The sequence below is a fragment of the Paenibacillus sediminis genome, from assembly GCF_017873765.1.
Taxonomy (GTDB): domain Bacteria; phylum Bacillota; class Bacilli; order Paenibacillales; family Paenibacillaceae; genus Paenibacillus_AG; species Paenibacillus_AG sediminis.
The window spans coordinates 1,352,731-1,378,360 of sequence record NZ_JAGGKP010000001.1 but is presented as its reverse complement, the minus strand read 5'-3'; the positions used below and the strand labels follow the sequence as shown (position 1 = coordinate 1,378,360).

The 25,630-nt window shown below is 44.2% G+C and carries 28 protein-coding genes; 24 read left to right on the top strand and 4 right to left on the bottom strand.

The window, feature by feature from the left end; all coding sequences use genetic code 11:
• Positions 1-7: 7 nt before the first annotated feature.
• Positions 8-388, bottom strand: coding sequence for a hypothetical protein (locus J2Z20_RS06685; protein WP_209846834.1), 381 nt, complete (start codon positions 386-388; stop codon positions 8-10).
• Positions 389-667: 279 nt separating this feature from the next.
• On the opposite strand from J2Z20_RS06685, the gene J2Z20_RS06680 reads away from it, so the two are divergent.
• Positions 668-1,930 (top strand): glycoside hydrolase family 16 protein, encoded by a 1,263-nt coding sequence (locus J2Z20_RS06680; protein WP_209846831.1) that lies wholly within the window; start codon positions 668-670, stop codon positions 1,928-1,930.
• Positions 1,931-2,054: 124 nt separating this feature from the next.
• Here the strand turns inward: J2Z20_RS06680 and J2Z20_RS06675 are convergent, their stop codons facing one another.
• Positions 2,055-2,393 carry a L,D-transpeptidase gene (locus tag J2Z20_RS06675; RefSeq protein WP_209846829.1) on the bottom strand — a complete coding sequence of 113 codons (339 nt, stop codon included), beginning with the start codon at positions 2,391-2,393 and terminating at the stop codon, positions 2,055-2,057.
• 495 nt (positions 2,394-2,888) lie between these two features.
• On the opposite strand from J2Z20_RS06675, the gene J2Z20_RS17925 reads away from it, so the two are divergent.
• From J2Z20_RS17925 to coaD, 3 genes are all read left to right on the top strand, one after another.
• Positions 2,889-2,987: a YjcZ family sporulation protein gene (locus J2Z20_RS17925; protein WP_245251891.1), complete on the top strand. Its 99-nt coding sequence runs from the start codon at positions 2,889-2,891 to the stop codon at positions 2,985-2,987.
• A gap of 399 nt (positions 2,988-3,386) precedes the next feature.
• Complete coding sequence (gene rsmD, locus J2Z20_RS06670; RefSeq protein ID WP_209846827.1) at positions 3,387-3,983, top strand: 16S rRNA (guanine(966)-N(2))-methyltransferase RsmD; 597 nt, start codon at positions 3,387-3,389, stop codon at positions 3,981-3,983.
• On the top strand, positions 3,980-4,471 hold the full coding sequence (coaD, locus tag J2Z20_RS06665) for a pantetheine-phosphate adenylyltransferase (RefSeq protein ID WP_209846825.1): 492 nt from the start codon (positions 3,980-3,982) through the stop codon (positions 4,469-4,471). The genes rsmD and coaD overlap by 4 nt, the downstream gene beginning before the upstream one ends.
• Here coaD and J2Z20_RS06660 read toward each other — a convergent pair.
• Positions 4,458-5,678, bottom strand: a complete 1,221-nt coding sequence (locus tag J2Z20_RS06660) for a nucleoside recognition protein (protein ID WP_209846823.1) — start codon at positions 5,676-5,678, stop codon at positions 4,458-4,460. The genes coaD and J2Z20_RS06660 overlap by 14 nt on opposite strands.
• Before the next feature lie 104 nt (positions 5,679-5,782).
• Here J2Z20_RS06660 and J2Z20_RS06655 point away from each other — a divergent pair, with 104 nt between their 5' ends.
• Positions 5,783-6,820, top strand: coding sequence for a SepM family pheromone-processing serine protease (locus J2Z20_RS06655; RefSeq protein ID WP_209846820.1), 1,038 nt, complete (start codon positions 5,783-5,785; stop codon positions 6,818-6,820).
• Here J2Z20_RS06655 and J2Z20_RS06650 read toward each other — a convergent pair.
• On the bottom strand, positions 6,807-8,039 hold the full coding sequence (locus J2Z20_RS06650; RefSeq protein ID WP_209846817.1) for a nucleotidyltransferase: 1,233 nt from the start codon (positions 8,037-8,039) through the stop codon (positions 6,807-6,809). The genes J2Z20_RS06655 and J2Z20_RS06650 overlap by 14 nt on opposite strands.
• Positions 8,040-8,235: 196 nt before the next feature.
• On the opposite strand from J2Z20_RS06650, the gene J2Z20_RS06645 reads away from it, so the two are divergent.
• The 19 genes from J2Z20_RS06645 (at position 8,236) to trmD (ending at position 25,473) form a co-directional block, all read left to right on the top strand.
• Positions 8,236-8,751 (top strand): YceD family protein, encoded by a 516-nt coding sequence (locus J2Z20_RS06645; RefSeq protein ID WP_209846814.1) that lies wholly within the window; start codon positions 8,236-8,238, stop codon positions 8,749-8,751.
• A 144-nt stretch (positions 8,752-8,895) separates the two neighbouring features.
• Positions 8,896-9,069, top strand: a complete 174-nt coding sequence (rpmF, locus tag J2Z20_RS06640; RefSeq protein WP_036645943.1) for a 50S ribosomal protein L32 — start codon at positions 8,896-8,898, stop codon at positions 9,067-9,069.
• Between the two features lie 188 nt (positions 9,070-9,257).
• The gene (fapR, locus tag J2Z20_RS06635; protein WP_209846811.1) at positions 9,258-9,869 is read left to right on the top strand and encodes a transcription factor FapR; all 612 of its coding nucleotides are present in this window, start codon (positions 9,258-9,260) and stop codon (positions 9,867-9,869) included.
• Positions 9,853-10,839, top strand: a complete 987-nt coding sequence (gene plsX / locus J2Z20_RS06630) for a phosphate acyltransferase PlsX (protein WP_209846808.1) — start codon at positions 9,853-9,855, stop codon at positions 10,837-10,839. The genes fapR and plsX overlap by 17 nt, the downstream gene beginning before the upstream one ends.
• A gap of 8 nt (positions 10,840-10,847) precedes the next feature.
• Complete coding sequence (locus tag J2Z20_RS06625) at positions 10,848-11,837, top strand: beta-ketoacyl-ACP synthase III (RefSeq protein ID WP_209846805.1); 990 nt, start codon at positions 10,848-10,850, stop codon at positions 11,835-11,837.
• 28 nt (positions 11,838-11,865) lie between these two features.
• Positions 11,866-12,795 (top strand): ACP S-malonyltransferase, encoded by a 930-nt coding sequence (gene fabD / locus J2Z20_RS06620; protein WP_209846793.1) that lies wholly within the window; start codon positions 11,866-11,868, stop codon positions 12,793-12,795.
• Between the two features lie 58 nt (positions 12,796-12,853).
• Entirely contained in the window at positions 12,854-13,603 is a 750-nt protein-coding gene (gene fabG / locus J2Z20_RS06615; protein ID WP_209846790.1) for a 3-oxoacyl-[acyl-carrier-protein] reductase, read from the top strand.
• Between the two features lie 95 nt (positions 13,604-13,698).
• A complete protein-coding gene (gene acpP, locus J2Z20_RS06610) occupies positions 13,699-13,932 on the top strand; it encodes an acyl carrier protein (RefSeq protein WP_068694558.1) in 234 nt (77 codons plus the stop codon).
• Between the two features lie 158 nt (positions 13,933-14,090).
• Positions 14,091-15,329 carry a beta-ketoacyl-ACP synthase II gene (gene fabF / locus J2Z20_RS06605; RefSeq protein WP_209846786.1) on the top strand — a complete coding sequence of 413 codons (1,239 nt, stop codon included), beginning with the start codon at positions 14,091-14,093 and terminating at the stop codon, positions 15,327-15,329.
• Between the two features lie 12 nt (positions 15,330-15,341).
• A complete protein-coding gene (gene rnc, locus J2Z20_RS06600) occupies positions 15,342-16,037 on the top strand; it encodes a ribonuclease III (RefSeq protein ID WP_209846783.1) in 696 nt (231 codons plus the stop codon).
• A 188-nt stretch (positions 16,038-16,225) separates the two neighbouring features.
• A complete protein-coding gene (smc, locus tag J2Z20_RS06595) occupies positions 16,226-19,795 on the top strand; it encodes a chromosome segregation protein SMC (RefSeq protein WP_209846781.1) in 3,570 nt (1,189 codons plus the stop codon).
• A 57-nt stretch (positions 19,796-19,852) separates the two neighbouring features.
• On the top strand, positions 19,853-20,863 hold the full coding sequence (gene ftsY, locus J2Z20_RS06590) for a signal recognition particle-docking protein FtsY (RefSeq protein ID WP_209846778.1): 1,011 nt from the start codon (positions 19,853-19,855) through the stop codon (positions 20,861-20,863).
• Positions 20,864-20,910: 47 nt separating this feature from the next.
• Entirely contained in the window at positions 20,911-21,552 is a 642-nt protein-coding gene (gene trhA, locus J2Z20_RS06585; RefSeq protein ID WP_209846775.1) for a PAQR family membrane homeostasis protein TrhA, read from the top strand.
• A 177-nt stretch (positions 21,553-21,729) separates the two neighbouring features.
• Positions 21,730-22,083 carry a putative DNA-binding protein gene (locus J2Z20_RS06580; RefSeq protein ID WP_209846772.1) on the top strand — a complete coding sequence of 118 codons (354 nt, stop codon included), beginning with the start codon at positions 21,730-21,732 and terminating at the stop codon, positions 22,081-22,083.
• A gap of 25 nt (positions 22,084-22,108) precedes the next feature.
• Entirely contained in the window at positions 22,109-23,488 is a 1,380-nt protein-coding gene (gene ffh, locus J2Z20_RS06575) for a signal recognition particle protein (RefSeq protein WP_209846768.1), read from the top strand.
• Between the two features lie 34 nt (positions 23,489-23,522).
• The gene (gene rpsP / locus J2Z20_RS06570) at positions 23,523-23,795 is read left to right on the top strand and encodes a 30S ribosomal protein S16 (protein ID WP_209846765.1); all 273 of its coding nucleotides are present in this window, start codon (positions 23,523-23,525) and stop codon (positions 23,793-23,795) included.
• 22 nt (positions 23,796-23,817) lie between these two features.
• Positions 23,818-24,048 carry a KH domain-containing protein gene (locus J2Z20_RS06565; RefSeq protein WP_209846760.1) on the top strand — a complete coding sequence of 77 codons (231 nt, stop codon included), beginning with the start codon at positions 23,818-23,820 and terminating at the stop codon, positions 24,046-24,048.
• 155 nt (positions 24,049-24,203) lie between these two features.
• Positions 24,204-24,722 (top strand): ribosome maturation factor RimM, encoded by a 519-nt coding sequence (gene rimM, locus J2Z20_RS06560; protein ID WP_209846756.1) that lies wholly within the window; start codon positions 24,204-24,206, stop codon positions 24,720-24,722.
• A 4-nt stretch (positions 24,723-24,726) separates the two neighbouring features.
• On the top strand, positions 24,727-25,473 hold the full coding sequence (gene trmD, locus J2Z20_RS06555) for a tRNA (guanosine(37)-N1)-methyltransferase TrmD (protein ID WP_209846754.1): 747 nt from the start codon (positions 24,727-24,729) through the stop codon (positions 25,471-25,473).
• Positions 25,474-25,630 lie beyond the last annotated feature (157 nt).

Below are 25,630 nucleotides of genomic sequence, written 5' to 3'. Positions count from 1 at the left end.
CGAATTTTTAATATACGATAATTTTTCTCTGAGCAGCCAACGTTCGAAGCTCGATTAATATTTTCTCTTTATCTGATTCGCGTATATCAAGATCAATAACGTACTTAAATTGTGAATCTTCCCAAGTCTGCTGTAAGCGGACGGATCCTTGGAATTCTAGCAGATCTTCATTCAATTGAACTTCAAGTTTAAGAGAAATATTATTGTCATTCGCATATAGATTTAGACCACTGCCAATTGTACATCCGGATTTGCTAATTTCTAGAAGTTTGGCTTCAGCAGCTTTACTAGAAATTTGAGAGTCATTAATTTGCGTAATCGTAATGAGACAGTGCTGAGGGTCGATTAACGTATATCTAAAAGGGTCACTTCGGTGAGCTGTGTTCATGTTGCTATCCTCCTAAATTTTCCTATTTGAATTATAAAGGAAAAAAGTTTTTGTCACAATTATTAAAACTTAAGACTTATTGCATGCAAATAATAATGAATGTAAATAATGACAAAAAATAGGTCTTTATCACTTTGTAAAATAATACAATATTTGGATATTATTGATATGTAAGCGTTTTAAAAAAGTCGCATAAAAGGAGGTGAGAGGATAATCGTTATTATACAATAAAGCCTGCAGTCGTGAAGGAGAAAAAAGTTAAATAGGGAGGTAAAAAGTATGACGAATTTGCTTGGTTCACTCGCGAGCCTATGGAATCGTCGCAAAAGAAATGTGATTTCGCGTACATTGTTGATTTTCACATTGTTCCTGCCCATTTTTTCAAACGTTAGTCATCCTTCCGTAGTAAATGCTGCTGTTCCAGGAGCTCCGTCAGGCTTCACATTGTCGTTCAGCGATGATTTTAATGGCACTTCGGGTTCAGGCATTAACACAGCAAACTGGCTTTATGATCTCGGTACAAGTTATCCAGGAGGCGCTCCCAATTGGGGGACCGGTGAAGTCGAAACGATGACGAATAGTACTTCTAATGTTTATTTAGATGGCTCCGGTCATCTTGCTATTAAACCGATTCGTGCATCGAACGGAACTTGGACCTCTGGACGCATTGAGTCGCAGCGTACGGATTTCCAACCTCCAGCAGGCGGTATAATGCGCGTGGAAGCGTCGATCCAACTTCCTAATGTGACAGGTGCCGGGGCACAGGGGATATGGCCGGCATTTTGGATGCTTGGCTCTCCGTTTAGAGGAGTATATACGAATTGGCCAAGTGTCGGAGAAATTGACATTATGGAGAATATAAATGGCATAAATACCGTATGGGGGACACTGCACTGCGGAACAAGTCCTGGTGGTCCATGCAACGAAACATCTGGTATTGGCGGCAACCGTTCCGGCTTTTCACCATCACTTCAAGCGGGTTACCATACTTATGCGATAGAATATGATAAGAGTGTCTCTCCAGAGCAAATACGTTGGTATGTTGACGGTATTCAATATCATACGGTCAATGCCAATCAAGTAGATGCCGCAACGTGGTCGAATGCAACGAATCATGGGTTCTTTATTATTCTTAACGTAGCGATGGGCGGTGGGTGGCCTGGCGCACCAACTTCCAGCACAGCTTCTGGCGTACCGATGCTCGTTGATTATGTTGCTGTTTGGACCAAAGCCGGCAGCGGCGGAGGCGGGGGAAGCGGCGGCACCGGAAGTGAATATTCGTACGGTGTTGACAACGTAAATTCAAGCCAAGTAAAGGTGTGGTTTACACCATCCGGATTTACTGCGGGGTATGTCATTCTGCATTATACTCAACCAGGACAAACTCAACAAAATGTGTATATGACCTACAACAGCAGTTCAGGGAGATGGGAATATACCGTTAATGGCTTGACCTCTGGACAGCAGTTAAGCTATTTCTACACGTATCAAAAGAGCGGGCTCCAATATGATACGGGACAGTATACGTATACCAAACCATAACTTTTTAATGAAAAATTTATGTAATTATAAGGATACATTCAGCTTAAAGAGGTAAATTGACATCATCCCCCTTATGAAAATAGATTTAGAAACTCCATCCATTAATATGGGTGGAGTTTCTTGTTTATGTTCTAATCGTAACACGTGTGCCAATGGGGACAAGTGATGACAATGTAAGGACATCGTCGTTATGCATTCGGATGCAGCCGTGAGATACTTCCTTTCCGATCGAGGAAGGATCATTCGTACCGTGTATGCCATAATGCGGCTTTGATAAGCCCATCCACAATACACCGAACGGGCCTCCTGGATTTGGATGCTTATTAATAATCGTATACTCGCCAGTTGGTGTTTTTGTCAGCATTTTCCCAACCCCTACTGGGAATGACCTAACAACTTCGTCCCCACTTAATAAATATAAAGTTCGATCAGACAGATCGACGATGATTCGGTATTTCGGCATTTACGATCCACTCCTCCACTCCTTTAATTTAGGCTATGTGGATTGTGTGGTTTTTGATAATCTTTGCGTAGAATGATCTATAGTATTTTTTATCTCTGACAACAAGTTATCGTCGGCGAGTGCAAATCCGGTGATGTGATATACGGAGATATAGACTTGAGGGGATACAAGCATAGTGTAGACAGAATTAATCTCAACATAATGTTCTGCATTAATAAGCTTCAGAACTCCATCTTCACACTCCATAATGATACCGATTGCGAAATTTCGATTACTTTGGAATAGGATAGCTCTCTTGAGTTTACAATATAGTAATTTTCTAGTTAAGTTTTTTACACGTTTATATTGATGATCTTTGTGCCACATGGCTTGCTTCCTCCTTCCTATTCAATCAACTCTTATACATAATAGATGCTGCATTGAATGGAAAAGAAAGGGACGAACTGTATAGTCTATTGAATCAATTTATACTCCTTCTCCTTATATTTAAACTCCATGGGTGGATCATATGGCGGTGGATTGTTTACGTCAACAGGTGCAATATTAGTTCTGTTTATATTGCTCGTTATCATCTTGCGTTCATTCTGGTATTGATAGAGATGATCTGTCTTTAAATTACGATTCATACAACTCTACTAGTTAATGGCTGGTGGGGTCTTTTTTTATTGGATCATATATTTAGAAGAACTTGTGAAAAATAAATCATAAAAAAATCGGGCATCCCTCTCGGGATGCCCTTTTCATGGGAGAGGAGAAACCGGACGAAGAGCTTATGGGGAAACGTAAGTCTTCTCCGCGGTTGTCTACGACATTCTTTGGATGTCGATATTTCAATGATACCCGCGAGTTAACATTTTTATACATTAAGCATTTAAAACGATTCTCTTTATAAATTTGTTTCATTTTTCAATACGCTAGTAAATGTGGTACGATACGTCATGTGAACGCTGTACAAACAGTGGATATCAGATTAGGAAATAGGTGAATGTGGCAGTGAGAGTCATATCAGGAAGTGCCAAAGGCAGAGCGCTAAAGGGAGTTCCAGGCATGGGAACGCGTCCAACGACGGATAAAGTTAAGGAAGCGATTTTTAGTATGATTGGACCTTATTTTGAAGGCGGGATGGCATTAGATTTGTTCGCTGGAACCGGAGGGCTCGGTATTGAAGCGTTGAGCCGGGGGATGGACAGAGCAATTTTTATTGATATGGAGCCTAAGAGTATTGAAGTGATTCGTGCCAATCTGAAATCAACCGGACTCGCAGAGAAGGCTGAAGTGTATAGAAACGATGCGGTGAGAGCAATTAAAGCGCTCGAGAAGCGAAGCGTTTCATTTGACCTTGTATTCCTCGATCCTCCATACCGTTTAAAACACGGCGATGAGCTTATGCAGCTGATGGACGAACGCGGACTGTTAAATCCACAAGCAATCGTTGTTCTAGAATATGAATCGAGTTATGAGTATCCCGAATCGTTCGGGCATTTTGTATGCCAACGTAAAGCTATATATGGAGAAACAGCGGTGTCTATCTATGTCTATGACGCAGAGAACACTTCACTCCAAAGCCATGAGGAGGAATCACATACATGAAACACGAGCGTATCGCCGTATATCCAGGCAGTTTCGATCCTGTAACGATGGGCCATATGGACATTATTCAGCGGGCTGCTAAACAATTTGACCGCCTTATTGTGGCCGTACTCAATAATACGAGCAAGAATCCTCTGTTTACAGTGGAAGAACGCAAACAATTGCTTGCACAAGTAACGCAGCATATTCCAAATGTGGAAATTGACAGCTTTCGAGATTTGCTCGTACATTATATGAAACTTAAGGGCGGTCACGTTATTGTACGCGGTATTAGATCGGTCACCGATTTTGAATATGAGCTGCAGCTCGCATCCACAAATCATAAATTGAATGAAGATGTGGAAACGATCTTTATGATGACCAACCCTAAGTATTCTTACTTAAGCTCAAGCATCGTTAAAGAGATCGCAATGTACCAAGGCGATGTGACCGATCTTGTGCCGACAGAAGTCAAGAACGCGCTCCAGCGCAAGTTCAGCGGGAATTAATTCGGTGATAAATCCCGACACATGCGGATAACATAACGAGAATAAATAGCACAGAAGCTTGCCAGCCTAATAGAATCGGAAACTGATACCAATGAGGCAAGAAGGTAAATAAGGTTACGCTCTTATTTGATGTTGCGTCTGATATTGCAGGTAGGGTCAGCGTCATGAACGAACTTAGCGGCTTCCACAGCAGCAAAGTAATAATATACGCATACATAGCGTGAAGCAATCTAGTTATAACAAACGAAGTGTGCTTTAAGCCTGCTGGTTTCATGATTGCTCTAACTTGGAGATGTGCAGATAGTCCGCTCCAACCGAGAAATGCGCTCAGCAGAGCAATTTGGAACACAGGCGAAACGAAAGTCTCAGTGCTGACAGCGTATGAGCCGAGATGCACTTCCATAAATCCTTTTAGAAATACTCCATCGAAATGTACTTTTAAGTGCTGCTCTAATAATTTAATGATTACGGCGAATATCATCATAAAGCCGCCTGTCATCATAAGTGTTTGGACTGAGCGGGATACGGCGTCACCGAGCAATTTGCCAAAGGTTCTTCCATCTTGCAGGTAGGCTTCATGGATTGCTTTGAATATTTTACGCATAAAAGATAAAGAGGAAGAAGAATGCTGCTTTTGTTCATTTTGAGTTAGGGGAGTAGAGGATGTGTCATTGTTCCGTATCAGCCATGATATCGTAATAGCTGCTGCGGCTGAGGACAGCCAGTGTACGATTGCGATGAGGATACCCATCTCTGGATGATGCAAAAATCCTGTGCCTATGACTACAATCAACAGCATTGGATTGCTCAAATGAGCGATGCTTGAGAGCTTCTCCGCTTCATGGGGTGATAATTTACCTTGCCGATATAATTGCACGGATGCTTCAGCTCCAGCAGGGTAACCAGCAGTCATCCCTAATGAAATAACCCACCCGCTAATACCGGGAAGCCCGAACAGCCGTCGCATGAGCGGCTCCAGGCATACGCCAAGACCATGAGCGAATCCGAAAGCGATCATCATCTCAGATAGAACTAAAAATGGCAGAAGTGCTGGAAATACAATTTTCCACCAAATCGTTAACCCCTGTAATGAAGCCTGAAACGCTTCGTCAGGTGCTTTAATGATTCCAACGACAATAAATACGGCGCAAGAACTAAGTACGATCGTCAATAAAGGATGGCTACGTTCACTTAAGGATGGATTCATGGTTCACCTCATCTAGAGAGAAATGGCTAGTACCATTTTATGCATCTAATGAGACTGAAAGACCATTTGTATTAGGGGCGCGAGCTAAAGGAGAAGTGGGGAAAATGAGGCAGCAAAGAAATTCACAAGGTTTAAAGACGACGTTATATTTAATCACTGTTATTTTTATGGTCTACGTCGTTGTGTTCATGCCAACCCCGTATATGGTCAATCAACCGGGATCGGCTGAAGAGATTAAACCGCTCGTCAAGGTGCATGATGGGGATCCTGCAGAAAAAGGTACTTTCATGCTAACAACTGTATCCGTAAGCTACGCGAATATTGCGATGATGGTTATGGCCGCCGTTAATCCAGACGCCGAACTGTCGCCAAAGCCCAAAAACATTAGCAAACAAGAATATACAACAGAGCAGGTCTATTATATGGCCCAGTCTCAGTCTTCAGCTATGATGGCTGCTTATAATAAAGCGGGGATTCCTTACAAGATGGTGACAGACTATATTTTCATCGTATCTATTCCAGAAGGAATTACCCCAAAAGGCGATTTTAGATCCGGTGATAAAATTATAGAGATTAACGGTCAGCCGATTCATCAATTTGAAGATCTCGCTTCGATCATGAAAAATAAAAAACCAGGTGATCAAGTTACGGTTACTTTAATTAGAGACCAACAAAAAATAACGCAGCATGTAGAGCTTATCTCGCTCAAGTCTGATCAAGAAAGCTCAATGACAAAGGCGGGACTTGGCGTCAATATTGGTCAAGTACAAAAAGTAGAGCCGAAGGATCCATCTAAGCAGGTTACGTTTACTTCGACGAATATCGGAGGTCCGTCCGCAGGACTTATGTTCTCTCTTGAGATATACAATCAACTGACGCAAGGCGATCTTAGTAAAGGTTATCGTATTGCGGGTACAGGCACCATTGATGAGGATGGTAAGGTCGGTCCGATCGGCGGCGTCCAGTTTAAGATCATTGCTGCGGATAGAGAGCATGCAGAAATTTTCTTTGTTCCGGAATCCAACTATCAAGATGCTGCCAAGAAGGCGAAACAAATTGGCACTTCGATGAAGCTTGTTCCTGTGAAGACGATGGATGATGCGCTTCGTTATATCGAGAAACTTCCAGTTAAATCTGAATAGGCGGTCTTATGTAATCCGCATAGATCGATTTTGTATCTAATTCTGGATACGCATTTGCATAAGCGGCCGCTGCCCGGAGGTCCAGCGTTAACTGAGGATGTGTAATCGCCGCAGCTCTCATAATAACGGGCAGCTTGGCTGTTTTTTTCATTTTTTTGAGCAAGGCTTGTCCATGTCTGCTGAAACCTAGGACACGGATATAACCAGGGCCTTTAGCTAAGTTGCCCCGAGTGAGTTCAGCTTTAGAATGGTTTAGCAACGTATGAACTAGGGCACGCTGAAGTTTGGTATGAGTATAGCGTTTAGTTTTGAGTGACTTTAATAAATGAGATACAGTAGGTAACTCGAGACGAGATAAAGTCTTCGCGATACGATATTCCAAACCTTCGGTCATCTCATGAAACTCGGCAAGTTCTGGTGCAGTCTTTGTAAATAACGCATGCATTAGCGGCTGTCTAAACCGTTCCCAATGCATTGGGCCACGACCCATATTGAGTTCACGTTCCAGAATACTGTAACAGTAATCAGGTATGTATGGCCGAACGGATTCAAGACCATCTGAGAGCAGCATTTTACGAATAGCTGTAGCGCTGGCGATGGCTCCTTGTCCGGGCTCAATATCATGGTATCCAGCTTGTTCCCGCTGTATTGTAATCGGTTGTATGCGGCTCCCTATACGTTTTAGGGCGATCATATAGTGTAAAGCAAGTGTATTGTTCGGTTGTTGCAACAAGGCTTGAACTGCGGCGGAATTCATATCGGTTTCCATTAATGAAGCAGCGGCAGCGCTGTATGCGGCTGGATAGCTTAGTCCTTTGGCTAAATGGCTGGCAATCGCTAGTTTGAGCGGTTCGTTTTCAATAGCCAGTTTATCAGCGAGCTGCGATAATGGCTCTAAATTGCCGACTTCGCTGCCAAAACAAAGGCTGTCCACGACGCCAGTAGCCTCGAGAAGTGAGGCAGCACCGTAAGCGAACCATTCAGCTGGCTGCACAGCATAAGCGACAGGCAGCTCAATGACGAGGTCAGCTCCCATATTGAGTGCCATTTCTGCGCGCGCCCATTTGCTGATAACGGCTGGCTCGCCGCGTTGTAAGAAGTTACCGCTCATGACTGCGACTATATGATCTGCTCCCGTAGTTTGTTTAGCACGGGTGTAGTGAAAGACATGCCCGTTGTGGAGCGGATTATATTCGACAATAATTCCCGTCGTTCTCAAGTGTCTGTTCAACCTCCTATAACATCGGTTCTGGTCTTCATAAAGTTTGTGCATAAATAGAATATAGCACAGGCATTATATATAGTTTAACAGCAGCTTTCATTTCAATCATCTGAGTAAAGGTGTTAAGGAGAAGCTGTTGACAAAACTCTTAAGAAATCAGTATAATAGTTTTTGTTTGTTTGGAGTGATGAAGATGCACTTTCAATTTAAAAAAGTGGCGAATAGCGATCACGGTTTGCACTTGCATCAAACCATTGATGTAAGCGGCATTGTACAAGATCGCAAGGATGTTACCGCAATCAGTCCGCTCATTGTGGATTTGACGGCGACTTCATCCGTCCAAGACATTGTTCAAGTTCAAGGTAAGTTGTCAGCAGATGTGGACATGATCTGTTCGCGCTGTTTGAAGCCTGTGAAGGAACACATAAGTATTGATTTTCACGAACAGTTCAAGCAAAGTGATAAAGCTGAAGAACTTCAGGAAGATGAAGATGAGGATATCAACTTTGTCGATGAAGATATTGTGGATCTTCGGCCATATATCGAAGAATATGTATTATTCCATATTCCTTTTGCCCCTGTATGTGAAGAGTCATGTAAAGGCTTATGCCCTTCATGCGGTACGAACTTGAATGAACATACTTGCGGCTGCAGCACGGAACGAATCGATCCGCGGCTAGCGGGGCTTAAAGATTTCTTTAACAAATGAATAAGTGTAAGAACAATAAATAACTTGGCTTATTCATCTTCAGAATGGGCATCTATTTAAGGATTTATCCTATAAGAGCCGTTCTACTTGAATGAATAATGAAAACTCATGGAAAAGGGTTTATTCGAATAAGGAGGTGGGAACATGGCAGTACCTCAACGGAGAACATCCAAAACGCGTCGTGACAAACGTCGTACTCACTTTAAACTGGCAGTGCCAGGCATGGTGAAATGTGAACAATGCGGAGAATTGAAGCTTGCTCACCACGTATGCAAAGTGTGCGGAACGTACAAATCAAGAGAAATTATTTCGCAATAACATTGAATTTAAGTAGTACTTCATCTTTGGTGAGGTGCTATTTTTTTTGCACAGGTGGCCCATTTATTAAGCTCAGCACTTTATTTTTAACAAAGCATGCTTTATACTACATATTAGTACCTGGTTCTAATTATTGATCGTTTACTGATATACATGATATATGAATATATTTCAGTCGAAGGAGGTATATGGTTATCGAACGCTTACCGAAACCGCTAAGGCAGCAGCAACTATTAAAAATCATTGAAGAAAATCCTTTTGTAACAGATCAAGAGTTAACTAGACAGCTGAAGGTAAGCATTCAGACCATTCGCCTGGATCGAATGGAGCTTGGCATTCCTGAACTTCGTGAACGAATGAAACAGATGGCTGAGCGATCTTTGGATCAGGTTCGTTCATTGCCTCTGGATGAAGTCATCGGGGAAGTTATCGATCTGCAGCTCGATAAGAGCGGCATATCTATTTTTGAGATCCGTGAAGAGCACGTGTTCTCCCGCACAGGAATTGCGAGGGGGCATCATATATTTGCACAAGCCAATTCGTTAGCGGTAGCGGTCATTAATAATGAAATTGCATTAACGGCCTCAGCGGATATCCGCTTCGTAAGATCGGTGCAGTTAGGTGAGAAGTGTATCGCGAAAGCTTATGTGCGTTCCATGTCAGGCAAGAAGGGAAAAGCTAAAGTGGAAGTGTTCACTTATGTAGGTGAAGAGATGGTGTTTCAAGGAAATTTCCTCATTTACCGTTCCACAGGCGAAGAGTATAGCGAAGGAGTGAGTCAACATGAGAATCGCGATTGATGCGATGGGTGGAGATCATGCCCCTAAGAGTAATGTAGAAGGCGCACTTGCTGCTGCAGAACTATGGAAAGATACTGAAATCGTACTTGTGGGTGACCAAAATCAACTGGAACCCTTGATTGATAATAAACCGGCAAATGTTACGATTCATCATGCAAGCGAAGTTATTGAAGGTGAAGATGAGCCAGTTAAATCAGTAAGACGTAAGAAAGACGCTTCGATGGTTGTTGCTGGGCGTATGGTTGAGGAAGGAAAAGCAGACGCTATGATATCAGCCGGAAATACAGGAGCGTTAATGACGACGGGACTGTTGGTAGTCGGACGTATGGAAGGTATTGAGCGTCCTGCACTAACATCGATGTTCCCGACAGTAGATAATAAAGGCGTACTTGTCTTAGATCTTGGCGCCAATATGGACGCGAAACCAGAGCATCTTGTTCAATACGCTCTAATGGGCAGCTTGTACAGAGAAAAGTTACACGGTCTCGATCGTCCGAGAGTCGGTCTGCTTAATGTCGGAACAGAGGCGAAGAAAGGGAATGAACTAACGAAGGCTGTGTATCCTTTACTTGAAGAAATGCCAATTAACTTTGTTGGTAATGTAGAAGCTAGGGATGTCCTTTTAGGTGTATGCGATGTTCTTATATGTGATGGATTTGCAGGCAATATTCTTTTGAAAACACTCGAAGGCACGGCTGGCACTTTATTTTCCATTCTTAAACAAGAGTTTACAAGTTCATTAAAAAACAAACTGGCAGCAGCGGTGCTTATGCCGTCTCTCCGCGGTATTAAAGAAAAAATGGATTATAAAGAATATGGCGGCGGACTTCTTATCGGCCTTAAAGGGCTAGTTGTAAAAGGTCACGGTTCTTCTGATGCAACTGCCATTAAAAATGCGATCCGTCAAGCGAGATCAGCTATACAAAGTGGATTGAATGAAAGTATATCCAAAGAAATTAGTGGGAAGTGAGTGACGTTATGTTGAAGATGCGTCCGGTTGGAATTATTGGCACAGGAAAATATGTTCCTGAAAAAGTGCTGACAAATGCAGATTTAGAGAAGATGGTTGAAACTAGTGATGAATGGATTGTATCCCGTACGGGGATTCGTGAACGTCACATCGCAGCTCCTGACCAAGCTACATCGGACTTAGCGTATGAAGCGGCTGTACAAGCGCTCGCTTCTGCGAATTTGGCTGCAGAAGATTTAGATTTGATCGTTGTTGCAACTGTAACTCCAGACATGTCTTTTCCTTCAACAGCTTGTATCTTGCAGGATAAGCTTGGGGCTAAGAAGGCTGCGGCATTTGACCTGTCTGCTGCATGCTCGGGATTTGTGTATGGTCTAGCATCCGCTACGAGCTTCATTCAGACAGGCATGTATAACAACGCGTTAGTGATCGGTGCCGACACACTGTCACGAATTACGGACTATACCGATCGTAATACATGTGTGCTGTTCGGTGATGGTGCTGGCGCTGTAATCCTCGGGGAAGTGCCTGAAGGACGCGGATTCAAATCCTTTGATTTGGGAGCTGAAGGGACTGGTGGGTCGCTGCTTAAAATTGAAGGCGGCGGTTCTAGACTTCCTGCTTCACAAGCCAGCATCGAAGCTAAGAAACATTTTATTCAAATGAATGGCCGTGAAGTATTCAAATTCGCGGTTAGGGTCATGGGAACAGCTACGGATGATGTGCTTAATAAGGCGGGCATTACGAAAGAAGATATCGATTTGTTCATCCCGCATCAAGCGAACATTCGAATTATTCAATCGGCCATGGAGCGTCTTAATCTTCCAGAGGAGAAATGCGTGATTAACGTCGATAAGTATGCTAACACATCTGCTGCCTCTATTCCGCTTGCACTCGTTGAAGCGGCCGAGCAAGGCCGAATGAAAGAGGGCGACACAGTCGTTATGGTTGGATTTGGCGGCGGCCTTACTTGGGGAGCATCCGTGTTGGTGTGGTAACTTGTCACTTAGAAAGGAAGTTTGGATCATGAGTAAACTCGCTGTTGTATTTCCTGGGCAAGGTTCCCAGTCCGTTGGGATGGGCAAAGATGTGTATGATGCTCTTCCTGACGCTAGACAATTTTTTATCAATGCCGATGAGGTGCTCGGATTTCCGCTAAGTTCGCTCATCTTTGAAGGACCTGAAGCGTCCTTGAAGCAAACGGCGAATACGCAGCCGGCATTGTTAACTGTAAGTATGGCCTTATATGAAATCTTTCGTCAGAAAGGAATCACGCCTGACTTTGTTGCGGGCCATAGTCTAGGAGAATATAGCGCATTAGTTGCTGCCGGAGTGCTGTCCTTTCACGATGCAGTGAGCATCGTCCGGACTCGCGGTGAATTTATGGAGCAAGCAGTACCTGGCGGGCAAGGAGCTATGGCAGCTGTTCTTGGCGCTGAACGGGATGCGCTTGCTGCGTTATGCTCTGATATTGCAGCTGGCGGACATCTTGTAGAGCTGGCAAATTTGAACTGTCCAGGTCAAATTGTCGTGTCCGGTACTAAAGAAGGTATTCAGGCAGTGACAGAGCGAGCGAAAGAAGCAGGCGCGAAGAGAGCTATACCTTTAGAGGTTAGCGGTCCGTTCCACTCATCATTAATGAAAGGTGCCGCAGAAAATTTGCGCAGCAAATTAAATACGGTTTCGTTCCATAATGCACAAATTCCAGTTGTAGCGAACGTAACTGCGTCTCCTGTTATAGAAGGGGATTCGATCCGCAATCTACTTGTAGAGCAGGTCTATTCGCCAGTTTTATGGGAGGACAGCGTTCAGTGGCTTATTTCTCAAGGGGTAGACACCTTTGTGGAGATTGGTCCAGGCAGCGTACTCACTGGGCTTATTCGAAAAATAGATAAATCCGTGCGTACCGTTACAATCAACAGTTTGGAAAGTTTGGAAACAGCTGTTTTGGTGTAATATGATACTGATGATCACGGCCGGTTAACCGTATACTCTAGGAAAGGAGGAAAAACGAATGTCTAAGCCTCTTGAAGGTCAGTTTGCGCTCGTTACTGGCGCATCCCGCGGCATCGGACGCAGTATTGCGATCGCCCTTGCTGAAGCAGGCGCGAACGTTGCCGTCAATTATGCTGGCAGTGAAGCGGCTGCAGCTTCCGTGGTGCAAGAGATTCAAGCTCTTGGCTCCCAATCCTTTGCTGTACAGGCTAACGTCGGAAACAGCGAACAAGCTGAATCTATGGTGAAACAGGTTTTGGATCAATGGGGACGTATAGATATTCTTGTGAATAATGCCGGCATTACTCGAGATAATTTAATTATGCGTATGAAGGAAGAAGAGTTTGATCAAGTCATTGAGACCAATTTAAAAGGCGTCTTCAACTGTTTGAAAGCAGTAGCAAGACCGATGATGAAGCAGCGTTCAGGACGCATTATTAACATTTCATCTGTTGTTGGAGTCATTGGAAATGCAGGTCAAGCGAATTACGTCGCAGCGAAAGCGGGGGTAATCGGGCTTACGAAATCATCAGCACGTGAGCTGGCTTCCCGAAACATTACAGTCAATTGCGTAGCGCCAGGCTTTATTGACACCGATATGACAGCGGGTCTCTCACAGGATTTGAAAGATAAAATGATTGAGAGCATTCCGCTGGCACGGCTTGGGCAGCCTGAAGAAATCGCAAAAGTAGTGACCTTCTTAGCTTCTGATGCGGCTTCTTATATGACAGGTCAAACATTGCATGTTGATGGCGGGATGTACATGTAATTCTAGGATTTAAGATGACAATTCTAGGATATAAGATGACGTCTATGGAATTTTGATGTTATTTCTCGTATAATACCAAAGAGGAGGTGAACCGGATGTCTGACGTATTTGAGCGTGTAAAACGCATTGTCGTAGACCGTTTAGGTGCAGACGAAGCAGAGGTTACACTCGAAGCATCTTTTAAAGATGATCTTGGCGCTGATTCTCTCGATGTAGTTGAATTGGTTATGGAATTAGAAGATGAATTTGATCTGGAAATTTCTGATGAAGATGCAGAGAAAATTACGACCGTAGGTGAAGTTGTTAACTACATACAATCTCATACCTAAGTCTAAGTAAGCATGATGAGTCCCGCACCTTTTTATAAGTAGGCGGGACTTATCCTCATTTTCACTAATTTGAATAACATGATGTGCAGCATATCTTCTGTATGTGAAGATTTATAATATGGAAAGTACACATGAAGTCTATGTAGAGGTGAGTGTGTTTGAATCATAGAGTTGTAATCACAGGCATGGGTGTTGTTTCATCCCTAGGCCAAAACTTAGATACGTTCTGGAATAATATCTCGGCAGGTAAATCCGGCGTATCTAGAATAGAATCTTTTGATGTAAGTGAATATCCAACGCAAATTGCTGCTGAAATCAAAGATTTTAACCCTGAAGACTATGTGGATCGTAAAGATGCGCGTAAAATGGACCGAAACGTTCAGTTTGCAGTTGCGGCTGCAACTTCAGCTTTAAAGGACAGTGGACTTGATGTTCAGAAAGATGCAGACCCAGAGCGTGTAGGTGTTATTATTGGTTCAGGGATCGGCGGGCTCGGTACTTGGGAAGAACAGCATAAGATTTTGCTTGAAAAAGGTCCTAGACGGGTTAGTCCTTTCTTCATTCCGATGATGATTTCAAATATGGCGTCTGGTTATGTGTCGATTCTTTTCGGTGCGAAAGGTCCGAATGCGTCAATTGTTTCCGCTTGTGCGACAGCAACGCATGCAATCGGTGATTCCTATAAGCTGATTCAACGCGGTGACGCCGATGTAATGATATGCGGCGGTACGGAGGCGACAATTCGTCCTACGGGGATTGCAGGTTTCTGTGCAATGCGGGCAATGTCAACTCGGAATGATGAACCTGAGAAGGCGAGCCGGCCTTTTGATATCGATCGTGATGGTTTTGTCATGGGCGAAGGCGCGGGCGTACTCGTTCTTGAATCGTTAGAGCATGCATTAAAACGCGGGGCGCACATTTATGGTGAAGTGCTTGGCTATGGATTAACGGCAGATGCACACCATATGACGGAACCTAATCCGGATGGCGCAGCTCGTTGTATGAAAATGGCCATTCGCGATGCAGGGATTGAACCTGCTGAAGTTCAGTATATTAATGCTCATGGTACTTCGACACCGGTTGGCGATAAATCCGAGACGGAAGCGATTAAGCTAGCTTTCGGTGACCATGCTTACAAACTTGCTGTAAGCTCTACAAAATCGATGACGGGTCATTTGCTTGGTGCTGCAGGCGGGGTTGAAGCGGTTATTTGCGGTCTCTCCATTAAGCATCAAACACTTGCACCTACAATTAATTTGGAAAACCAAGATCCAGAGTGTGACCTGGACTATGTACCGAACGAAGCAAGAAAAACAAGTGTAGACATCGTCATGTCTAACTCCTTTGGGTTTGGCGGGCACAATGCTACCATTATCCTAAAGAAATATGATGCATAAGGGGTCAGTTTGTTGAGTGCAGATCTAAAGCAATTACAACATCAACTTCAAATTCAATTTCAAAATAAACAGCTTTTGAAACAGGCTTTTACCCATGCTTCATATGTCAATGAACATCGGACTAGTCAAACTCAGGATAACGAACGTCTTGAATTTTTGGGCGATGCAGTCCTAGAGTTAACCGTATCCGAATATTTGTACAAAACTTTTCCTAATCGGCCAGAAGGGGAATTAACGAAGCTGCGGGCCGCGATTGTATGCGAACCATCGCTAGTTAAATTTGCTGAGGCTCTTGGGTTTGGAAAATATGTATTGCTAGGTAAAGGGGAAGAGATGACGGGTGGTCGTACCCGTCCGGCCCTGCTGGCAGACGTATTCGAATCGTTCGTTGGCGCTTTATATTTAGACCAAGGTTTGGAAGCTGCACGTTCATTTTTAGAGCGCTTTGTTTTTCCACAGGTAGCTGATAATGGTAAATTGCAAATGCGGGATTACAAGACCGAACTGCAAGAGACGATTCAGCACCATAATATGGGAGTGCTTGAATATCGGATCGTTGAAGAGCGAGGTCCTGCACATGAACGTGAGTTTGTCTCTGAACTGTTTATGGATGGTCAAAGCTTAGGTCGCGGTGTTGGCCGTTCCAAGAAGGAAGCGGAACAACAAGCAGCTGCGGCGGCGTTAAGCAAATTGGCTCTGCCTAAATAATGAAGACTGGCTAGGTTGTACTATAGACAGACAAACAAAGAGCAAAGAGCAGTGATGGCGTTCCCAGACCTAACTCGGGCATGTGCTGCTTTTTGCTCTTTTCTATGTATCGATGCATTCGGTATATTGTTTGTCTCCTTGAGTGCTGAACCTGTGTTACAATAGACACAAGAGGTGATCGTGGAAGTATGTTTCTGAAAAGGATAGAATTAGCTGGCTTTAAATCGTTTGCTGATAAAACGGAAATGGAATTCGTTCGCGGCATTACGGCAGTTGTTGGGCCAAACGGTAGCGGCAAGAGTAACATTTCAGACGGCATTCGCTGGGTGCTTGGAGAACAAAGCGCCAAATCTTTGCGTGGCGGTAAAATGGAGGACATTATTTTTGCCGGCAGTGATGCGCGTAAAGCAGTCAACTATGGTGAGGTCTCACTTACACTCGATAATGAAGATCATGCATTGCCGCTTGATTTCAATGAAGTCACAGTTACACGCCGGGTGCATCGAAGCGGAGAGAGCGAATATTTCATCAATAAACAAGCCTGCAGACTGAAGGATATTACAGAATTGTTTATGGATACCGGCATCGGCAAAGAAGCATACTCAATTATTGGACAAGGCCGTATTGAAGAAATATTAAGTACACGATCTGAAGATCGGCGGGGTATTTTTGAAGAAGCGTCTGGGATTGTTAAATATAAATCTCGTAAAAAAGATGCAACGAAGAAACTTGATGAAACGGAGCAAAACTTGCTGCGCATTCATGATTTGATCAGTGAGCTTGAAGATCAGATTGGACCATTAAAGGAGCAGTCGGAGAAAGCGATTCATTACAAGCAGCTTCGTGAACAACTAAAAAATAAAGAAATTTCTGTATATGTGCACCAAATTGAGCAGATTCATAAGTCTTGGAGTGAAGCGAATGACAAATTAGCCCTTCTGAAAGAGGAGGAGCTGCAGTTGTCGACGATCGTCTCGACCCATGATGCGAAATTAGCGAATGACCGTAACGCTTTAAGACAGCTTGAGGAAGAAGTAGAAATGCTTCAAGGCGACCTGCTTGAGTTCAGTGAAAGCTTCGAGAAAAGCGAAGGTTATGGTGAGGTACTGAAGGAACGGCAAAAAAACCTCGAACAAAACCGGATGCAGCTTCTCGAATCATTGCAAGTTAATGAAGAAAGATATAACAATCGAAGTGAAGAGGTCGCTCAGCTCGAAAGCAAGCTGGCAGCATCTCAAGAGCAGCTTAAAGAGCTGAGAATGAAGCTTTCTGCTGAAGAAGCGAAACTTATTGGCGTTACTGGGGGCATCAGTCAGGCCGAAGAGGAGAGGCTTAAGGGCAAGCTGCTTGATCTCATGAGCCAAATGGCTAACATGCGTAACGATATCCGTTACGCAGACCAGCAGAAGGAAGCACTTGAACGCCGTATGAACCGTGCCAATGAAGAAGGGTTAAAGTGGGAGGAAGAGAAAGAGCGGCTTACTGCACATAAGGAGGAACTTGAACGAACACTCCAAAAACTCGCGAAAGAGATTTCTGACCTTCGGAACGATTACATTACGGAAAGTGAACGATATCAATCACTGCAGCGGCTTGCGGCTGATTCTCAAGGCACAATTCGCAAATGGGAGCAGAAACGTGAAGCGCTCGTATCCCGCCGCGATACGATGAAGGAAATGCAAGATGACTTTGACGGCTTCCAGCTTGGAGTTAAGGAAGTGCTCAAAGCTTCAAGGAAATCGATATTGAGCGGTGTGCATGGTGCTGTGGCTGAACTGATTAAGGTGCCTGAGAAGCTGGAACTTGCAATGGAGACAGCACTAGGCGCGTCTATGCAGCACATCGTCATGGAGAACGAAGCAGTCTCAAGACAAGCCATTTCTTTTCTAAAACAGCGTCAGCTTGGCCGTGCGACATTCTTGCCGCTGGATGTCATTCGATCCAGACAAATTTCACCTAGCGATAAAGCGATGGTGGAAGGTGCCGAAGGATTTGTAGGCATCGGTGCTGATCTCGTTAGCTATGATAAGAAATATGACAATATTGTCGGCAGCTTGCTAGGTAATGTAGTCATTGCTGAGACTCTTGAGCAGGCTAATAAAATTGCGGCTCGCTGTCAATATCGTTACCGGGTTGTCACTTTAGAAGGCGATGTTGTTAATGCAGGCGGCTCGATGACCGGCGGCAGCCAGCATAAGAAGAACAGCAACTTATTAGGTCGTAAACGTCAGCTCGATCAGTTAGATGCGGATATTCAAGATACCGAAAATCAAATTGTGAAACTGCAAAAAGGCGTTCAAGACATTGGGGAGCAGATGAGTGAAACGCAGCGCAAGCTGGATAAATTGCGTGAAGATGGCGATCTTAAACGGACCGAAGAACAGCAGGTCACAGCCGAATTGAAGCAGACAGAGCATGAGCTTCGCCATGTGACTGAGCAGTTCAATATGTTCGGGCAAGAGAAAACGAATTTCACGCAAGAACTTGAAGAGATTGAGAAGAGCCGTATACATGCTGAGGAGCAGTTAGTTTTACTGCAAGCTGAAGAGCAGGCCGTTCAGCAGTCGATTCAAGCTGCCGAATTTGCGCGCAAGGCAAATGAATCTGCGAAGGAAGAGCTGCAGAATCAATTAACGGATCTGAAAGTGCTTGAAGGGAAGCTGGCTCAGGAACAGTTCTCACTCGAAGAACAGCTGCGCCGTCTGCAAAATGAATTCGGTTCTCAGCAGCGCGATCTCGATCAAAATCGTAAAATTCTCGCCTCAATCGAAGCGGATTTAGAAAACAATGCAGCTGAGCAAGTGAAACAAATCGAAGATTTGAACAACTTTAAGCTTCGCAAAGAACAAACCGCTGAGAAGCTTGATTTTAAACGGGCAGCTCGTAGTGAGCTTAGTAAAAAGCTCGAGCTTCAAGAGAGTGAGACCAAGGAGCAGCGTACTCAGTTGAAAGCTGTTGAAGAGCAGCTTCGCCAAACTGAGATCAGCGTGAACCGTCTGGATGTTGAACTGGAAAATATTTTAAAGAAGCTAAGTGAAGAATATGAGCTCAGTTATGAGCTGGCCAAACATCGTTATCCGGTTCCTGAAGATATTACGATGACTCAGAATGAAGTTCGTGAGTTGAAGCGCAGTATTGCGGCACTGGGCGACGTCAATTTGGGCGCGATCGAAGAATATCAACGAGTGAACGAACGTTATCAATTTTTAAGTGAACAGAAGCAAGATTTAGTTGAAGCGAAGACGACATTGTACCAGGTTATTCGTGAGATGGACGATGAAATGTGCAAACGATTCAAGACGACCTTCGATGCGATTCGGCGTGAATTTGTCGTCGTCTTCTCGAAATTGTTCGGCGGAGGCAGAGCAGACCTCGTACTTCTTGATCCGGATAATCTGCTCGATACAGGCATTGATATCGTCGCACAGCCTCCAGGCAAAAAACTGCAAAACTTGCAGCTGTTGTCTGGTGGAGAACGCGCATTAACTGCTATGGCGCTACTATTTGCGATTTTACAAGTGAAGCCTGTTCCATTCTGCGTACTTGATGAGGTTGAAGCTGCACTCGATGAAGCTAACGTCGTTCGTTTTGCTCAGTATTTGCGTGAATTTTCAGAGCAAACACAGTTTATCGTCGTCACTCACCGTAAAGGGACGATGGAAGAGGCCGATGTACTATACGGTGTAACGATGGAAGAAGGCGGCGTATCCAAGCTCGTATCTGTTAGACTGGAAGATGAGGAAGCAGTTATTGCATAATGAAATAGAATACTACCATACAAGGCGAACATCAGGATTATGAGATGGAGGAAAGATATGAGTTTCTTTAAGAAGCTGAAAGAAAGTATTGCAAGTAAGACCGAGGCTGTGACGAAACAATTTAAAGACGGTCTCGAAAAAACCCGCAAAGGGTTCGTGGAGAAAGTAACAGACCTCATTTCCCGTCGCAAAAAAATTGATGAGGAATTTTACGAAGAGCTTGAAGAAATTTTGATCGGTGCGGACGTTGGCGTGAACACGGTCATGAACATAATTGATGATCTGCGCGCCGAAGTGAAGAAACAGAAAATTGAGGATGCAGCCGACCTGCAGCCGATTCTTTCGGAGAAATTGGTGGAGCTGCTTCGCGGTGATGAAGATAATTCACTGCACATGAATCCTGACGGAATTACAGTGATTTTATTTGTTGGCGTAAATGGCGTTGGTAAAACAACGACGATCGGCAAACTGGCCCACCGTTTCAAACAAGAAGGCAAAAAGGTGCTTATGGCCGCAGGGGATACGTTCCGTGCTGGAGCGATTGAACAGCTTGAAGTTTGGGGGCAGCGTGTAGGCGTTGAGGTGATTAAGCAACAAGCAGGCTCAGATCCGGCTGCGGTTATGTATGACGCGGTACAAGCCGCCAAACAGCGCGGCGCCGATGTTCTGCTGTGCGATACAGCAGGCCGTTTGCAAAATAAGTCGAATTTGATGGAAGAGCTGAACAAAATTTATCGTGTCATAAAGCGGGAAATTCCAGGAGCTCCGCATGAAGTACTCATGGTGCTTGATGCAACAACAGGCCAAAATGCGTTAAGCCAAGCGAAGTTGTTCGGCGAGAAGAGCGGCGTGACTGGATTAGTGCTTACAAAACTTGACGGAACAGCGAAGGGCGGAATTGTCGTTGCCATTCGCCAAGAACTCAATTTGCCTGTTAAACTGGTCGGTCTCGGTGAAAAGATAGATGATTTACAAACGTTTGACTCGGAACAATTCGTTCATGCTCTATTCGCAGGCCTCATTCAAGAGAATGAAGAGAAGGATGGTAACGAGTCACCTGAGAATTGATGGGCGAATATCTATACTAGAAAATAGGTTTCTAGGAGGGGAAATGGGTGGCAAATACTTACACTTATTCACGCAGAGAAGAGGTTGCGAATGCAATTACTCACGGAATTGGCGCACTGCTTAGTATAGCGGCACTCGTTGTGCTTATTGTTTTTGCGAGTATTAAAGGTTCGGCTTGGCATGTAGTCAGCTTTACCGTTTATGGAGTAACAATGCTGCTCCTTTACATGAATTCTACGTTAGTGCACAGTCTTCGAGATGGTAAAGCCAAAGATCTGTTTGAGTTTTTTGATCATTCCGCTATCTATTTATTCATAGCTGGCACGTACACTCCATTCTTGCTAGTCGCCATTCGCGGGCCGCTTGGATGGAGCCTATTCGGTACGGTTTGGGGAATAGCTATTGCCGGCGTCGTATTTAAAGCGTTTTTTGTCAAAAGATTTTTATTTATGTCCACCCTTTTCTACATTATAATGGGCTGGCTCATTACGATTGCTTGGAATCCGCTTGTGGATGCTGTTCCAACAGGAGGCATTGTTTTGCTGGTAGCAGGCGGTATTGCGTATACTCTCGGAACGATCTTCTATGTGTGGAGAGGCTTTCCATTCCATCATGCCATCTGGCATTTGTTCGTGTTAGCAGGCAGTGTGCTTCATTTCTTTGCAGTGATACTATATTTGCTGCCTTAAGGTGAAACCCGTGATCTGATCACGGGTTTTTCATTGTAATCAATAAGTGTCATGATCACGTTGTACACACTTTGAAGATGTTAATGTGATTTGCTTGACATCTTCTTTTCTTTTATGTATGATAAGGAACGTTGATACGGTGTAAAGTGTTTTTCCTTGACGAAGGGAGTGTCCCGTATGAGTCAGGAGAATTGGCTCGATAAGACAAATCGAATTAATTTATTGTTCGATTTCTATGAGTCATTGTTAACCGAGAAACAACAGACGTTTCTCAAATATTATTTTCATGATGATTTCTCATTGGGAGAAATCGCCGCAGAATTTGATATTAGTCGTCAAGCAGTATATGAGCACATCAAACGTGCTGAACAAATGCTTGAAATGTACGAAGAGAAGCTTAAGCTGCTAGAAAAGCATGAACAGCGAAGCGCACAGCTGGCGAAGCTTAGAACATTACTAAACGAGCCAGATCTAACGGATGACAATAGACGTAAAATGATACGAATTGTGGAACATTTATTAGGAATTTAAGATAGCATGAAACGAGGTGATGGCTATGGCGTTCGAAGGGTTAACGAGCAGGCTGCAAAATGTATTCAGCAAGCTGCGCGGCAAAGGTAAGGTGTCTGAAGAAGACGTTAACGAAGCGATGCGCGAAGTGCGTCTAGCACTGCTGGAAGCGGATGTTAACTTTAAGGTTGTCAAAGATTTTATCGCCAAAGTGAAAGAAAAAGCAGTCGGTAAAGAAGTGATGGATAGCTTCACACCGGGCATGGTCATCATCGATATCGTAAACAAAGAGCTCACAGAGCTTATGGGCGGCAGCCAAGCGAAACTGGCAAAGAGCAATAAACCGCCGACAGTCATTATGATGGTTGGTTTGCAAGGTGCCGGTAAGACGACTACTGCAGGTAAACTTGCCAAAATGCTTCAAAAGCAAAACAGTCGTCCGCTCCTTGTAGCTGGTGACATTTACAGACCGGCAGCCATTAAGCAGCTTCAAGTGTTAGGTGAGCAGATTAAGGTACCTGTATTCTCACTTGGTGACCAGACGAGTCCGGTTGAAATTGCACGTCAAGGTTTACAACATGCCAAGGATAACGGCAACGATTATGTGATTATCGATACCGCAGGTCGTCTCCACATTGATGAAGAACTCATGGAAGAGCTGAAGCAAATTCATGAAGTGGTGAAACCGGACGAAGTACTGCTTGTCGTCGATGCCATGACAGGGCAAGATGCGGTTAACGTTGCTGATCATTTCAATAAACAGCTTGAACTGACCGGTGTCGTACTGACGAAGCTCGACGGGGATACACGCGGTGGTGCCGCCCTGTCCGTTAAAGCTGTAACAGGCTGTCCGATTAAGTTCGCAGCTATTGGCGAGAAAATTGACGCCCTCGAACCGTTCCATCCAGATCGGATGGCTTCACGGATTCTTGGGATGGGGGATATGCTTTCCCTTATTGAGAAAGCGCAAGCTAACATTGATGAGCAGAAAGCGAAGGAAATGGAACGTAAAATGCGCAATGCAGAATTTACGTTTGAAGATTTCCTCGAGCAGATGGAGCAGGTGAAGAAGCTTGGACCTCTCGATCAGCTAATGGATATGATCCCTGGTATGGGGAAAATGAAGCAGACGCAAGACCTTAAGGTTGATGAGAAGCAAATGGGCCGGATCGAAGCGATTGTTCGTTCGATGACGACCAAAGAGAAGCAGAACCCTGAAATTATTAATCATAACCGTCGTAAACGGATTGCGGCAGGCAGCGGTACAAGTCTCGCTGAAGTCAACAGACTGATTAAACAGTTTGATGAGATGCGGCGCATGATGAAGCAGTTGTCTAGCTTGATGGGTCCTGGCGGTAAAAACTCGAAAATGATGAAACGACTTAGTAAAGTTGCCGGTAAAGGAATGAAGTTTCCTTTCCGTTAAACCATACTGATTACATTGAAGGAGGTGAATTTTCGTGGCAGTTCGTATTCGTTTAAAACGTATGGGTGCTCATAAAGCTCCATTTTATCGCGTAGTGGTATCTGATTCCCGTTCCCCTCGTGATGGTCGCTTTATCGAGGAAATCGGTTACTACAACCCGGTTGCACAACCAGCAGTAGTTAAAATCGATGAAGAAAAAGCGCTCAAATGGCTTCAAAACGGTGCGCAAGCATCTGACACTGTCCGCAACTTGCTTAGCGACGCGGGTGTAATGAAGAAATTCCATGAGCTTAAGTACCAGAAATAATTGCTGATTCGGAGGGTTTCCTATGGAACAATTGGTCGGCGTAATTGCTAAAGCTTTAGTCGATCATCCGGAAGATGTGCGTGTGAACGTGGTGGAGAAAGACCACCTTATCGTGTACGAATTATCCGTTCATCCTGATGATGTAGGAAAAGTGATCGGTAAGCAAGGGCGGATCGCCAAAGCGCTTCGCACAGTTGTCACATCGGCAGCAGTGAAAATGGATAAACGGGTTACCGTTGATATCATATCTTAGGTGATAATGATATAAGAAAAGGGGGTTAGGATGAATGTCCTAGCCCTTTTTCGTACGGAAAACGGCTTCTCCTTGACTGAATCAAATCACTTCATTAGAAGATCATATATAGAAACAGCATATATACTTATAAAAAATGTACGCAGGAGGCATTTATGTCTGATTCCCTATTAACGGTCGGGAAAATTGTAAATACGCATGGCATTCGTGGAGAACTGAAAATATTATCGCATACCGATTTTCCGGATGTTCGGTTCGCCAAAAATAGTTTGCTTCAAATTGTTAATCCAGATACGATGGAAATTATTCCTGTTCATGTAGAGTCCTCGCGTCTTCATAAGAACATGTACATCGTGAAGTTTAAGGAATATAACAACATCAATGATGTCGAGAAGTACAAAGGTTGGATGATCAAAGTTTCTAAGGACCAGACGGTCGATTTAGAAGAAGGCGAGTACTATTTCCATGAAATTATCGGATGCCGCGTCGTTAGTGAAGAGGGAGAGGAACTAGGCGTTATTACAGAAATATTAACGCCTGGTGCGAACGATGTCTGGGTCGTAAAAACACCTAGCGGTAAGTCTATTCTCCTGCCTGTCATTGACGACGTCATTTTAGATGTGAATGTGGCAGATCAGCTGGTGAAAGTTCATCTGATGGAAGGGCTGTTGTAAAACAATGAGAGTCGATGTACTAACGTTGTTTCCGGAAATGTTCGATGGCGTGTTCAGTTCCAGTATTCTTGGAAAAGCAAGGGACAAAGGGCTTGTATCCTTAAATGCGATTAATTTCCGGCAATATGCGGGCAATAAGCATGGGACAGTCGATGATACACCTTATGGCGGAGGCGGTGGAATGGTGCTTAAACCGGAGCCGATTTTTACAGCTGTTGAGGATTTGCTGGCGAATCGCTCCGATCAAGAAAGCGCGCCGCGTATTATATTGATGTGCCCGCAAGGCGAGACATTTACGCAGAAGAAGGCAGAGGAACTGTCCAAAGAAGAGCATCTTATTTTCATTTGCGGGCATTATGAGGGATATGACGAGCGAATCCGCCAGCATCTGGTGACGGACGAGTTATCTATTGGCGATTATGTGCTGACTGGAGGCGAACTTCCAGCAATGGTTGTTGTCGATAGTGTTGTTCGCTTGCTGCCTGGCGTACTAGGGAATGAGACGAGTGCAGTGACAGATTCGTTTAGTACCGGTCTTCTAGAATATCCGCACTATACTCGCCCACCTGAATTTCGCGGAATGAAAGTGCCGGATGTGCTTTTGTCAGGGCATCATGCGAACATCGAAGCGTGGCGCAGGCAGCAATCTTTGCTGCGTACTTTAGAGCGAAGACCGGAATTGTTAGAAGAGGCAGAGCTGACTGATAAGGAAAGAGAGTGGCTCAGAAAGCTGCAAAGTGACAAATCATAAACGGCAACAGCTCTTTGCTTTTGAAAAAAAAGTTTTATATGAGCTTTTTATGAACTTCTCCTTGCTATGAATATATAAATGTGGTAGTATTTAATTTGTTGTGAATTCGGTGGTCCTCTGCGGACGATGAAGGGGAACAGAAGGTTCTTCTGAGACG

Excerpts from the sequence above, each read along its gene's own strand:
- J2Z20_RS06685 (WP_209846834.1), bottom strand. The coding sequence starts at position 388 with ATGAACACAGCTCACCGAAGTGACCCTTTTAGATATACGTTAATCGAC.
- J2Z20_RS06680 (WP_209846831.1), top strand. The coding sequence starts at position 668 with ATGACGAATTTGCTTGGTTCACTCGCGAGCCTATGGAATCGTCGCAAA.
- J2Z20_RS06675 (WP_209846829.1), bottom strand. The coding sequence starts at position 2,393 with ATGCCGAAATACCGAATCATCGTCGATCTGTCTGATCGAACTTTATAT.
- J2Z20_RS17925 (WP_245251891.1), top strand. The coding sequence starts at position 2,889 with ATGGGTGGATCATATGGCGGTGGATTGTTTACGTCAACAGGTGCAATA.
- coaD (WP_209846825.1), top strand. The coding sequence starts at position 3,980 with ATGAAACACGAGCGTATCGCCGTATATCCAGGCAGTTTCGATCCTGTA.
- J2Z20_RS06660 (WP_209846823.1), bottom strand. The coding sequence starts at position 5,678 with ATGAATCCATCCTTAAGTGAACGTAGCCATCCTTTATTGACGATCGTA.
- J2Z20_RS06655 (WP_209846820.1), top strand. The coding sequence starts at position 5,783 with ATGAGGCAGCAAAGAAATTCACAAGGTTTAAAGACGACGTTATATTTA.
- J2Z20_RS06645 (WP_209846814.1), top strand. The coding sequence starts at position 8,236 with ATGCACTTTCAATTTAAAAAAGTGGCGAATAGCGATCACGGTTTGCAC.
- rpmF (WP_036645943.1), top strand. The coding sequence starts at position 8,896 with ATGGCAGTACCTCAACGGAGAACATCCAAAACGCGTCGTGACAAACGT.
- fapR (WP_209846811.1), top strand. The coding sequence starts at position 9,258 with ATGGTTATCGAACGCTTACCGAAACCGCTAAGGCAGCAGCAACTATTA.
- plsX (WP_209846808.1), top strand. The coding sequence starts at position 9,853 with ATGAGAATCGCGATTGATGCGATGGGTGGAGATCATGCCCCTAAGAGT.
- J2Z20_RS06625 (WP_209846805.1), top strand. The coding sequence starts at position 10,848 with ATGTTGAAGATGCGTCCGGTTGGAATTATTGGCACAGGAAAATATGTT.
- fabD (WP_209846793.1), top strand. The coding sequence starts at position 11,866 with ATGAGTAAACTCGCTGTTGTATTTCCTGGGCAAGGTTCCCAGTCCGTT.
- fabG (WP_209846790.1), top strand. The coding sequence starts at position 12,854 with ATGTCTAAGCCTCTTGAAGGTCAGTTTGCGCTCGTTACTGGCGCATCC.
- acpP (WP_068694558.1), top strand. The coding sequence starts at position 13,699 with ATGTCTGACGTATTTGAGCGTGTAAAACGCATTGTCGTAGACCGTTTA.
- smc (WP_209846781.1), top strand. The coding sequence starts at position 16,226 with ATGTTTCTGAAAAGGATAGAATTAGCTGGCTTTAAATCGTTTGCTGAT.
- ftsY (WP_209846778.1), top strand. The coding sequence starts at position 19,853 with ATGAGTTTCTTTAAGAAGCTGAAAGAAAGTATTGCAAGTAAGACCGAG.
- J2Z20_RS06580 (WP_209846772.1), top strand. The coding sequence starts at position 21,730 with ATGAGTCAGGAGAATTGGCTCGATAAGACAAATCGAATTAATTTATTG.
- ffh (WP_209846768.1), top strand. The coding sequence starts at position 22,109 with ATGGCGTTCGAAGGGTTAACGAGCAGGCTGCAAAATGTATTCAGCAAG.
- J2Z20_RS06565 (WP_209846760.1), top strand. The coding sequence starts at position 23,818 with ATGGAACAATTGGTCGGCGTAATTGCTAAAGCTTTAGTCGATCATCCG.
- rimM (WP_209846756.1), top strand. The coding sequence starts at position 24,204 with ATGTCTGATTCCCTATTAACGGTCGGGAAAATTGTAAATACGCATGGC.
- trmD (WP_209846754.1), top strand. The coding sequence starts at position 24,727 with ATGAGAGTCGATGTACTAACGTTGTTTCCGGAAATGTTCGATGGCGTG.